The following is an 11753-nucleotide window of genomic DNA, read 5'->3' on the forward strand; positions in this document are numbered from 1 at the left end:
CAACTGCAACCGGGATAGACCCCAACTGAGGTCCCGTTGTGCGGGAGCCCCGGGGAGGGCAAATATATAAGGTCGATCGCGAGTTCTGCACGAGCCGGAGAGCACTTAATGTGCTCTCCGTGCGAGTCAGGACTGTCCGAGCAGGCGACCTTATATATTTGCCCTCCCCGGGGCTCCTCGCCAGTCCCCCTCAGCTAGTTCTTCAGCGAATTCAGCGGTGCCGGGAAGCGTCCACCACGGTGGGCAAGCACGGTGCCGGCATTGGGGTTCACCGGCATGATGGGCGCACGGCCAAACAGGCCACCGTACTCGACGCAGTCGCCCACGCCCTTGCCAATGGCGGGAATCACGCGGACGGCCGTGGTCTTGTTGTTGATGACGCCGATGGCCATCTCGTCGGCGATAATGCCGGCGATGGTCTCGACCGGGGTGTCGCCGGGGATGGCGATCATGTCCAGGCCAACGGAGCACACGCAGGTCATGGCCTCGAGCTTCTCGAGCGAAAGCGCACCGGCCTCGACGGCGGCGATCATGCCGGCGTCCTCGGACACGGGGATGAAAGCGCCGGAGAGACCGCCCACGCTGGAGCTGGCCATGACGCCGCCCTTCTTGACGGCATCGTTGAGCATGGCGAGCGCGCAGGTCGTGCCCGGGCCACCGCAGGTGCCCACGCCGATGATCTCGAGGATGCGGGCAACGGAGTCGCCGATGGCAGGCGTGGGAGCCAGCGACAGGTCGACAATGCCCTTCTCGACACCCAGACGGCGGGCTGCCTCGCGGCTCATGAGCTCGCCGGCGCGGGTGATCTTAAAGGCGGTCTGCTTAATCTTCTCGGCGACCTCCATCATCGATGCGGAATCGGGCAGTGTCTCCAGGGCTGCGGCCATAACGCCGGGGCCCGAGACACCAACGTTGATGACGGCGTCGGCCTCGCCACCGCCGTGGACGGCGCCCGCCATAAACGGGGAGTCCTCGACCATGTTGGCAAAGCAGACAAACTTGGAAGCGCCGACGGAATCCTGGTCGGCCGTGAGTTTAGCGGCATCGATGATGGTCTGGGCGGCCATGAGCACGGCGTCCATGTTGATACCGGCGCGCAGGCTGGCGACGTTGACGCTGGAGCAGACGCGGCTGGTGGTAGCGAGCGCCTGGGGGATGGACTGGATGACGCGGCGGTCGGCGTCGCCGATGCCCTTCTGGACGAGTGCGGAGAAGCCGCCCAGGTAATCGATGCCGAGCGTCTCGGCCGCGCGGTCGAGGGCATGCGCGATGGGGGTGAGGTCCTCATCCTTGCAGCACGCGGCGATCTGCGCCACCGGGGTGACGGAAACGCGCTTGTTGACGATGGGGATACCGTACTCGCGCTCGAGGTTCTCGGCGGTCTCGACCAGATGCTCAGCCGTGTGCGTCACGTGGTCGTAGATCTTCGTGCACATGCGGTCGAGGTTCTCGTCACCGCAACCCATGAGCGAAACACCCATGGTGATGGTCCTGATGTCGAGGTTCTGCTCCTCAACCATGCCGCGGGTTTCCGCGATTTCTGCGGGCGTGATCGCCATCCTTGCGCTCCTATCTGCCAAAACGAGCATAGTCTTATCTATTTTAACGTGCCGCACGTGCCAAGTGGCGCATGCGGCACGTTTTGGTGTTCGGTTGTTTCCGTTGTGTTACTGCCCAAAGACCTCTTCGGCGATACGAGCGCTCTCGGCGGCGTCCTTGGCGTAGTAGTCCGCGCCGATTTGCTTGGCGTATTCGGGGGTGAGTACGGCGCCGCCCACGATGATCTTGACGCCCGGAACCTCGGCATGGAGCAACTTGATGGTCTCCTCCATGGCGACGACCGTGGTAGTCATAAGCGCCGAGAGGCCGACGAGTTTGATATCGCGCTCCTGCACGGTCTTGAGCACCTCTTGCGGGTCGACGTCGCGGCCTAGGTCAAAGACGGTGTAGCCGTAGTTATCGAGCAGCATTTTGACGATGTTCTTGCCAATATCGTGGATGTCGCCCTTGACGGTGGCCACGCAGATCTTGCCCTTGTCGGCAATCTCGCCGGCGGGCATCAGGCGCTTGATGGTGTCGAAGCCCACGCGTGCGGCCTCGGCCGAGGCCATAAGCTGCGGCAAGAAGAACTTGCCCTGGTCAAAGAGGACGCCAACTTCGTCGAGGGCGGGGATAAAGTGATTGTTGATGAGGTCCATGGCGTCGTGGTCTGCCAGCAGACGCTCGGTCTCGGCAGCGATCTCGCCTTTGCGGCCCGAGACGACCATGCGACGAATCGGGCCGTCGTTGCCGGCGGTGCCGGCGGCGGGCACGGTGTCGGTCGATGCGGCCTGAGCCGCTGCCGGGTTGGCGGCAATCTTGTACGGATCGGTCCAACCGGCATAGCGCTCGATGTATCCGGTCGAGCCCTCGTCCTCAACGCTCAGGACGCGATAGCTGTAGACGGTATCCATAAAGCGCTTGGAGCCCGGGTTCATGATGGGGGCGTCCAGGCCCGCGCCGAAGGCGGCGGCCAAAAAGACCGAACCCAGCAGCGGGCGGGCAGGCAGGCCAAAGCTGATGTTCGACACGCCGAGCGCGCATTTGACGCCCAGACGCTCCTTGCACAGGGACATGGCGCGCAGGATCTGCTCGGCCTGGCGTTGATTGGTCGAGGCGGTCATGACCAGGCAGTCGATGAGGATGCGGTCCGGTCCGATGCCGTAGCGGGCAGCCTCGGCAACGATGCGCTCGGCGATGGCGAAGCGAGCCTCGGCGGTATCGGGGATGCCGCATTCGTCGAGCGTAAGGCCGACGACGTTGGTGCCGTAGTGGGCGACCAGCGGAAAGATCTCATCCATGATCTGCTGCTTGCCATTGACCGAGTTGATGATGGGCTTGCCGGCGTAGCGGCGCACGGCGGCCTCGACGGCTGCGGGGTCGGTGGAGTCGATCTGCAGCGGCAGCAGCGTGGAGCCCTGGAGCTGTTCGGTCGCCTGTTGGATGATCTTGACCTCGTCGATCTCGGGCAGGCCCACGTTGACGTCCAGAATGTCGGCGCCCTGTTCCTGCTGGCTGATGCCCTGGCTCACAACGTAGTCCAGGTCGCCGTCGCGCAGGGCCTGCTGCAGGCGCTTTTTGCCGGTGGGGTTGATGCGCTCGCCGATGACGGCGATCTTGTGGCCGTCGCAGGGAAGATCCACGACCGTTTGGGCGCTCGTGACCGACATACTGGGCTTGCGGTGGCGCGGGCTGGGCGTGTGGTTATCGATAAACGTGCACAAGGCCGCCATGTGCGCCGGCGTGGTGCCGCAGCAACCGCCCACGACGCTCACGCCGTCCTCGATCATGCCGGCGACGGCCTCGGCGTATTCGGGGGCTTGGATATCAAAGACGGTATTGCCGTCATCGTCCACGTGGGGGAGTCCCGCGTTGGCCTGCACCATAATGGGCTTGTCGGTAACGGTGAGCATACGCGCGGCGAGTCCTCGAAGCTCGGCTGGTCCTTGGCTGCAGTTGATGCCCAAAACGTCGGCACCGATGGCGTCGAGCGTGATGGCGGCGACCTCGGGACTCGTGCCCAGGAAGGTACGGCCGTCTTCCTCAAAGGTCATGGTGGCAAAGACGGGCAGGTCGGAGTTCTCGCGGCAGGCGAGGACCGCCGCCTTGATCTCGGCCAGGTCGGTCATGGTCTCGATAATAAAGAGGTCCACACCCGCGGCGACGCCTGCGCGCACTTCCTCGGCAAAGAGGTCATAGGCCTCGTCAAAGCTGAGGGTACCCAAGGGGCGAAGCAGCGCGCCGATGGGACCGATATCGCCGGCGACGTAGTGGGCGCCGGCCTCGCGGGCACAGGCGACAGCGGCGGCAAAGACATCTGCCACGGTGGCGGCGCCGTCGAGCTTGTGGGCGTTGGCGCCAAAGGTGTTGGCGGTAATCACGTCGCAGCCGGCCTCGACATATTGACGTTGGATATCGGTGATAACCTGGGGCTCCTCAAAGTTGAGCAACTCGGGCAGGGCGCCGGCCTTCATGCCGGCCGCTTGCAACATGGTGCCCATGCCGCCGTCGAACAGCAGGTGCCCCGTGCCCTCGATGGCGGCGCGCAGGCGATCGTCCTTAATGCGAAGGTCGTCGATTGTGCGCGTCTTGTATGCAGCGCCATTACGGCGTGCAGCATCAACGGGTGCCGCCAATGCAGTGCCGTCAGAATCATGAGTGATAAGCGGAGTAAACATCGGGGGCTCCTAATGGCTGGAATAGCAGGTGGTGTGGGCGGCGCGGAAGCGGCAGTGCTCGCGCATGCGGCAGATATTGCAGGTGGGGCGGCTCTGGGCGTCGTGGACTTCGCCGTCAAACAGACCAATCACCGCGGTCACGCTCTTGGTGGGCATGAGCAGGCTGGTTGGCGTGACGGTAAGCCCGATGAGCCGCGTGGCGTTGAGCGCATTGACGATCGAGCGCTGGGCCGAGAGCGGGCAGTCGCCGTAGCCGGGACTAAAGCGCCAGTTGCCGGCGAGTCCATGAACGGCGGCGTCCGTCTTGACCTGCTGGTCCATTTGCTCAACGGCGGCTTCCACGTAAGCGGAGCACGCGGCGTCGAGCACGGCGCCCTCTAGGGGATGTTGGGCTCCCGTGGTGCGCAGGCGACGCTCAGCATCCATGCCGAGGGTGCATGCCATGAGCGCAGCCATACGGGCGTCCTTAAGATGTCGATAGATATCGCGACCGCGCAGCTCAACATTGGTGCCGACCAGACGGATGCAAGGCTTGCCCTGCTCGTCCACGCTTGTGGCATCGACGGCAAATACGCGGCGCACGCCACGGGGCTCAATGTCAAGCTCAAGGCGCTCGACCACAAGCTCAATACGTCGTGACAGTTCGGGCTCAATCTGCTGGCCGCCGTAACCCAGATACCGCAGCATCTCGGCACGGTCGACACGGGGATGGTGCGCGGCATCGATACGGTAGAGCGCCGGCGACGCAAGGTCGGCCGGCACTTCGACAGCGGTTGTATCGATGTGCGGTTTTTCCATTACCCCAGGCGCTCCATAATGGTCGCGGCGATCGCAGGACGGTTCATAGTGTACAGGTGCAGGCCGTCGGCGCCGTGCTCCTTGAGGTCGCAAAGCTGGCGGGCGGCATAATCTACACCGGCTGCCTGCAGGCTCTCGGGGTCGTTCTCGTACTTGGCGAGAATCTTGATGACGGGGGAGGGCAGCGACGCGCCGCACATAAAGACCATGCGGCTGATCTGCGACTTGCCCATAAACGGCATGATGCCCGCGGTAATGGGCACGGTGATACCGGCCTTGTCGGCAAGCTCGCGAAAACGGTAGAAGCACTCGTTATCAAAGAAGAGCTGCGTCACAAAGAAGCTTGCGCCGGCGTCCTGTTTTTGCTTGAGGTGTTCGACCGAGAGGTTGAGATCCTCACAGGCAATGTGGCCCTCGGGGTAGGCTGCGGCGCCCACGCAAAAGCCGGCGTCGACGAGCTCGGGGATGAGGTCGCGGGCGTAGGCGTAGTCGGAGGCGGGCTTGTCGTCCTCGGTCGCGCCGGCAGGGAGATCGCCACGCAGGGCCAGAATGTTTTCAACGCCGGCGGTGCGATACTCGTCGATCTTGGCGGCGATGTCGGCGTGGGTGCGGCCCACGCAGGTGAGGTGTGCCACCGAGGGCGTGTCGAATTCGCTCGAAATCATATGCGCGATGGGGGCGGTGGTGGCACCGTTGCCCGAGCCGCCGGCCGAGCAGGTGACCGAGACAAAGCTCGGCGAAAGCTTGCACAGATTGCCTGCCACTTCGCGAGCCGTGTCGAGGGTGAGCTCGCCCTTGGGCGGGAACATCTCAAACGAAACGGGCGCGGTGCCCTGGGATGCTGCCTGCTTAAAAACCTCGTCGACGCGCATATCGTGCTCCTCTAGATACGTAATAGTGTGATGTGTTGTAAGGATTCTACAGCACCACTGTGTCACGGTGGAGTTTCACTCGTTATTCGGGGATACCAATCAAAGATGCCTTGCTATCGGCTTTCTCTATAACAGAGCGGCTAATCTAGGCACGGACTATAAAGACTGGTATCTGATGCAAAATACCAGTTAATAGAGCTCCATCCCAAATTGACTACCCTTAAACCATGGGGAGAGGTCTGCAATTTATGCAGTTGATTGGCTGTTGAGGGTGGCAACGCCGCCTCGATAGGGTAACCTCATTGATTGGTTTCGCGACAGCAACATAACGGTAATGTCGCGGAAACACGGCGAGTCTAAGCTATGACTCGTTCGTTAGTAATCAACACCGCTTCTCACGCGGTGCCGATACGAAGGGAGTTCCGTATGGCCGATCTTACTGACCGCTTCGGGACCATGGTGTTCTCTGAGGAAGTCATGAAGGACTACCTCCCCAAGGACATTTGGAAGCGCCTCGCTGCAACCCTCGAGGGCGGTGAGCCGCTCGACCTGGATGTGGCCAACGCCGTTGCCCATGCCATGAAGGTCTGGGCCATCTCCAAGGGCGCGACGCACTACGCGCACTGGTTCCAGCCTCTTTCGGGCATTACTTCCGAGAAGCACGACAGCTTCCTGGAGCCCAACCACGACGGCACCGCCATTACCAAGTTTACGGGCAAGAACCTCATCCAGGGCGAGCCCGATGCTTCCAGCTTCCCCAACGGCGGCCTGCGCGCCACCTTCGAGGCCCGTGGCTACACCGCTTGGGACCCCACTAGCCCCGCCTTTATCAAGGACGATGTCCTGTGCATCCCCACGGCTTTCTGCTCCTACACGGGCGAGGCCCTGGACAAGAAGACCCCGCTGCTGCGTTCCATGACCGCGCTCTCGCGTGAGTCTAAGCGCGTTTTGGCGCTGTTCGGTAAGACTCCCAAGAAGGTCGTTCCTTCCGTGGGCGACGAGCAGGAGTACTTCCTGATCAAGAAGGACGCTTACCGCAAGCGCAAGGACCTGGTCATCACCGGCCGCACCCTCTTTGGTGCTGCTCCCTGCAAGGGCCAGGAGCTCGAGGAGCACTACTTTGGCGCTATCCGCCCCACCGTCTCGGCCTATATGAAGGACCTGGACGATGAACTGTGGGCGCTTGGCATTCCCGCCAAGACCAAGCACAACGAGGTTGCTCCCTGCCAGCATGAGCTTGCCCCCGTCTATGGCGAGGTCAACGAGGCCATCGACCAGAATCTGGTCATGATGGAGAAGATGAAGCTCATCGCCTCCCGCCACGACTTGGTCTGCCTGCTGCACGAGAAGCCCTTTGAGGGCATCAATGGTTCGGGCAAGCACAACAACTGGTCGCTTGGCACCGAGTCCGAGAACCTGCTCGATCCGGGCGACACCCCGCTCGACAACCTACAGTTCATCGTCTTCCTCACCGCGGTGATCGAGGCCGTCGATAACTATCAGGAGCTCCTGCGTGCCTCCGTTGCCTCGGCCGGCAACGACCATCGTCTGGGCGCCAACGAGGCTCCTCCGGCGATTATGTCCATCTTCCTGGGCGACCAGCTTACCGAGGTCGTCGAGAAGATCATCGATGGCAAGGCTTCCGTCCATGCCACGCGCGGCGTGCTCGACCTGGGCGCCGATACCCTGCCCAAGCTGATGCAGGACAACACCGACCGCAACCGCACCTCCCCGTTTGCCTTCACCGGCAACAAGTTCGAGTTCCGTGCCTGCGGCTCCGAGCAGAACGTCTCCGACTCCAACCTGGTGCTCGATGCCGCCGTGGCCAAGTCGCTCAAGTCCTTCGCCGACGCGCTTGAGGGTACGCCCGAGGATGAGTTCCAGGATGCCGCGCTCGAGTACTGCAAGAAGGTGTTGACCGATCACCAGCGCATCCTGTTCTCCGGCGACGGTTACTCCGACGAGTGGCCCATCGAGGCCGAGAAGCGCGGCCTTGCCAACAACAAGACCACGGCCGATGCCCTGCCCGCCTTTGTTTCCGATAAGGCTATCGCGCTCTTCGAGGAGACGGGTGTCCTGACCAAGGCCGAGGCTCAGTGCCGCTACGACTGCAAGCTCGAGAAGTACAACAAGCTCATGAACATCGAGGCTACCACGATGGTTCGCGAGGCGCGTCGTACCTATCGCCCGGTCATTACCGCCTATGCCACCAAGGTCGCTAAGGGCCTTGAGACTATTCGCGCTGCCGGCGCCGAGGCCGCCATGCAGTGCGAGCAGAATACGCTCAACAAGCTCTGCAACGGTATCACTGCCATCAACGACTCCATTAAGGCGCTCGACGCCGTGCATCAGAAGGCCGAGGCCCTCGATGGCCAGGAACAGGCCAATGTGTATGCACACGAGGTCGTTCCCGCTATGGATACGCTGCGCGCCGCCGTGGATGCCATGGAAGAGATCGTGGCAGCCGACTACTGGCCGGTCCCGACCTACGACGACATCCTGTTCTACGTGTAGAGCGTAACTGACATATCGTCACGGTATTGAGCCGGGGTCCGCATCGCGCGGGCCCCGGCTTTTTGATTGCGAAGGACGCTTAGGAGTCCGTTTTGCAACTGATTCGCCCACGTAATAAGGGGTCGTGGGCAAAAAACGTCAAATATGAGTACTGTCACAAGTCCTGTAGCATTATCTATTTACAAAATATGGGTTGTTACGCAACATATGTCCAAGTACATAGCTGATAAACGCCTGCAATTCTTCCGCCGTAGGACCCCTGGCGTCTAAATCGCCTTCTGATGGCATGAAATCGCTGTTACTAAATTGGTAACAGTACTCATATTTGCTATTTTTTGCCCACAGGCCCTTGGACGACAGTGTGATTTAATGCCCTCGGGGTTCGAATCCCGGCGCATGGGTAGCAAAAAGCCCGCTACCGCGAGGGTAACGGGCTCTTCAATTCAAATGGTGCCCCCAGCGGGATGTCCGCGTGCGGCTGGCGCCGCCCGCTTTCGCTGCGTCGCTTCGCTCCTTGCGTGCTACGCTGGAAAACGCTTGCGCGTTTCCTCAGCTCCGCACCCTGTCGGGTTCGAATCCCGGCGCATGGGTAGCAAAAAGCCCGCTACCGAATTGGTAACGGGCTTCTCAGATTCTGTGGTGCCCGTTTCAAAAGATAGTCGAACCCAGGTACTGGCGCTCGGGCGCTCCGTGTTCATCAGATTTTCTCGGGCCGCCTAAAATAGCAACTACTGAAAAAGGGGAGGTCCCGCGAGGAGCCTCCCCTTTACTTTTGGCTATCCCACCACCAGCACTTGGCCGGGGTAGATCACGTTCGGGTTCGCCAGACCGTTCACCTTGGCCAGCGTCCGGTAGTCCGTGCCGTACTTGGCGGCGATGCCCGAGAGCGTGTCGCCGCTCTTGACCGTGTAGGTCTTCTTGGACGACGCCCCGAGGCGGTCGTTGACCACGCCCTGCACCTCCGCGTAGCGCCCGCCGAGCACGCGCTTGCGAAGCTCTCCGCTGCCGAGCTGCCCACGGATTACCGCGTCAGCCAGCTCCGTGGCTCCCGTCTTCAGGACGTAGTTCACCAACTCCTGCACCTCGTCGTAGCGGTCCCCGAGCGCTTTCTTGCGCGCGTCGCCGTTGCCGTAGGTGCCGTCCATGACGCGGGCGGCCAGCTCGAGCGCCGTCTCCTGCGGCTGCGGGGCCGTCTCGCTCGGCTTGGCATCGGGCACGGGCAGGCCCTTGGGGTTCGCCACCCTGTCCCAGCCGTCCGCATCGAGGTGCGCGATGTCCAGGTCGAGCGGCCCGTCGTATCCGTCGAGGCGGCCGTTGGAGCTGTACTGGTGGAGCGCGCACTCGTCCCACGCGCCGAAGCCGCCGGAGGGCAGCCACGGGGTCGCTTGGTATGCCGTGCGCTCCGTGTTTGCATATTGTGCGACCCACAGCGGATGGTCCTTGGCCACGGCGCTCCAGTCGTCCTCGGTGCATACGCTGCGGCTCATGTAGACCGCGCAGCGGATGCCCGTCAGCTCGTGGACGCGGTCGAGGAACTTCTTGGCTCCTGCGGCACCGTGGACCATGCCGTACATCTCGTAATCGAGTGCGGGCACGCCGTTGCCGAAGTAGTTCTTGGTCTGCGATACGAAGAACTCGGCCTGCTTCACCGGGTCTTCGCCGTTCAGGAAGTGGTAGAAGCCCCACTTCTTCCCGAGCGCCTTGGCCTTCTGGACGAAGCCGTCGCAGGTGTCGTGGACGATTCCGGTGCCCTCGGTCGCCTTGCAGATCATGAAGCCGAACGGGACCTTGTCGAGGTCGATGCCCCTCTGGTAGTTGCTGATGTCGATGCCCTGCACCGTCAATCACTCCCTATAGCGATGAAGTACGCCCACGAGACGCGGGCGAACTCGTCTGTGTTCAGATTCACTTGTCCCTCGTCTGGGTCGCGGATGTCGGCCGTGCTGCCGTCCCACCCGCATATGAGCACGATGTGGCCTCCGTAGGCCCTCCCGCCCTCGTGGAGCTGGCCGGTCATGGAGCCGAACACCATCCAGCCGCACTCCGCATACCCGAGCGCCTCCTGCTGGTCGTAGAGCAGGCCCGTGCTCGACAGGCTCCCGTCGTTCGCGCACATCCACGTGCAGAACTTCTGCATGTCGTTCAGGCCGTCCGTGGTGCAGGTGTCGCCGACGGTCAGCGCGAGCCGCAGGGGCGTCCACTCCTCGCCGGTGAGGCGGGTGTACGCCATGGCCGCGCTTGTGAGGCCGCAGCCGCTCGTTGCGATGTCGTCCCCAGCATAGGGGAGAGCGCCCCAGCGCTCGTCCGTCTGGAGGTAGGTCGGGACCTGCGCTGGGGCGTCCTTGTCGTAGACGGTCGGTATCGCCTTTCCGGCCGTCCGCACCTGCGGCATCCCTAGCTCGAGAGAGAGGAAGACGAGCACGGATGCCGCGAGTAGCGCTAGTGCCGCATCGCAAACGGCGAGGTACCCTCCTCGACCTCCGGGACTCCGGCGATCGAGGTGAGTACCGATACCACTGCGGTGCATGCGGCCACGGCCGCGATCTGGCCCCAGTCGAGCGACGTGATGGCCACGGCGGTCGAGCCGATGAGCGTCACGGCCGTCTGGGCCGCCGTCTTCACGGCGCGGACTCCTGCGGCGATGAGCCAGCGCTTGAGTGCGTCCTTGTTCATAGTTGCTCCTAACCATTGTGGTTCTCTGGGTGCGTGTGCTCGGGGATGCTGCCGTGTATGTCCATGGTGTTGGCGTGCGCCCTGATCGTCTCGATGTACGTGTCTCCATGCAGGAGCGCGTAGTTGTCGGCGCGCTTGTTGAGCGTGTCCAGCTCCATGGCCGTGATGTAGCCCCGGGCCTCTGCCTCCTCGTAGCTGCGCACGATGGAGGCCTTTAGTTGCGAGCGCTGCGCGGATATGACGGCCGAGTACTCCTTGCGGATGTCATGCAGCTGCCTGCCGAGATACCCGGCAAGGCCCGTCACCACCGCGAGCGTCAGTCCGCTGATAACGGTGGAGAGCATCAGGCCTCCTCGTCCAGCATCTTCTGAACCTTCTCGCGCCAAAGCTCCGGCACCTCGTCGATGGTGCGCTTTCCGGCCTTGACTTGGCGGTAGTAGATCTTCGCCATTGCTGCTCACCTCCCTTGATTGCCGCCACGAGGTCTCCGAGTTCGGCCAGTGCGGCCTCCTGGTCCTCGATTGCCGACTGCTGCTCCGCGACCATGTCGCCGAGCTCCGCGAGGGCGTCGCCGCTGTCGCTGGCGCTCTGCTCGGTCTCGTCGATTCGCTCGTCGAGGGTCATGCCGTCGCGCACGGCCTGTTCCCAGAGCTGGTCGAACGCCTCGGCGGCCTCGTCC

At 62.7% G+C, this 11753-nt stretch carries 10 protein-coding genes; 1 reads left to right on the plus strand and 9 read right to left on the minus strand.

Annotation, left to right across the window (positions count from 1 at the left end):
* Nucleotides 1-194: 194 nt before the first annotated feature.
* The 4 genes from AAAX75_RS07420 to AAAX75_RS07435 form a co-directional block, all read right to left on the minus strand.
* The gene (locus AAAX75_RS07420; protein ID WP_117843357.1) at nucleotides 195-1559 is read right to left on the minus strand and encodes a PFL family protein; all 1365 of its coding nucleotides are present in this window, start codon (nucleotides 1557-1559) and stop codon (nucleotides 195-197) included.
* Between the two features lie 108 nt (nucleotides 1560-1667).
* The gene (locus AAAX75_RS07425; protein WP_349091640.1) at nucleotides 1668-4217 is read right to left on the minus strand and encodes a homocysteine S-methyltransferase family protein; all 2550 of its coding nucleotides are present in this window, start codon (nucleotides 4215-4217) and stop codon (nucleotides 1668-1670) included.
* Nucleotides 4218-4226: 9 nt separating this feature from the next.
* Nucleotides 4227-5015, minus strand: coding sequence for a hypothetical protein (locus AAAX75_RS07430; RefSeq protein WP_349091641.1), 789 nt, complete (start codon nucleotides 5013-5015; stop codon nucleotides 4227-4229).
* The gene (locus tag AAAX75_RS07435; RefSeq protein WP_118080934.1) at nucleotides 5015-5887 is read right to left on the minus strand and encodes a methylenetetrahydrofolate reductase; all 873 of its coding nucleotides are present in this window, start codon (nucleotides 5885-5887) and stop codon (nucleotides 5015-5017) included. Before AAAX75_RS07435 ends, AAAX75_RS07430 begins: the two co-directional genes overlap by 1 nt.
* Before the next feature lie 426 nt (nucleotides 5888-6313).
* On the opposite strand from AAAX75_RS07435, the gene AAAX75_RS07440 reads away from it, so the two are divergent.
* Nucleotides 6314-8401, plus strand: a complete 2088-nt coding sequence (locus AAAX75_RS07440; protein ID WP_035136911.1) for a glutamine synthetase III — start codon at nucleotides 6314-6316, stop codon at nucleotides 8399-8401.
* A gap of 776 nt (nucleotides 8402-9177) precedes the next feature.
* Here the strand turns inward: AAAX75_RS07440 and AAAX75_RS07445 are convergent.
* The 5 genes from AAAX75_RS07445 to AAAX75_RS07465 are packed head-to-tail and all read right to left on the minus strand — an operon-like array spanning nucleotide 9178 to nucleotide 11525.
* Entirely contained in the window at nucleotides 9178-10239 is a 1062-nt protein-coding gene (locus AAAX75_RS07445) for a GH25 family lysozyme (protein ID WP_349091642.1), read from the minus strand.
* A gap of 2 nt (nucleotides 10240-10241) precedes the next feature.
* Nucleotides 10242-10784, minus strand: coding sequence for a C39 family peptidase (locus AAAX75_RS07450; protein WP_349091643.1), 543 nt, complete (start codon nucleotides 10782-10784; stop codon nucleotides 10242-10244).
* Between the two features lie 56 nt (nucleotides 10785-10840).
* On the minus strand, nucleotides 10841-11074 hold the full coding sequence (locus AAAX75_RS07455) for a holin (RefSeq protein ID WP_117800487.1): 234 nt from the start codon (nucleotides 11072-11074) through the stop codon (nucleotides 10841-10843).
* An 8-nt stretch (nucleotides 11075-11082) separates the two neighbouring features.
* Nucleotides 11083-11418 (minus strand): hypothetical protein, encoded by a 336-nt coding sequence (locus AAAX75_RS07460; RefSeq protein ID WP_227789971.1) that lies wholly within the window; start codon nucleotides 11416-11418, stop codon nucleotides 11083-11085.
* Nucleotides 11418-11525, minus strand: a complete 108-nt coding sequence (locus AAAX75_RS07465; RefSeq protein ID WP_252200017.1) for a CD1375 family protein — start codon at nucleotides 11523-11525, stop codon at nucleotides 11418-11420. The genes AAAX75_RS07460 and AAAX75_RS07465 overlap by 1 nt, the downstream gene beginning before the upstream one ends.
* Nucleotides 11526-11753 lie beyond the last annotated feature (228 nt).

This window comes from Collinsella sp. CLA-ER-H7, assembly GCF_040092345.1.
GTDB lineage: Bacteria > Actinomycetota > Coriobacteriia > Coriobacteriales > Coriobacteriaceae > Collinsella.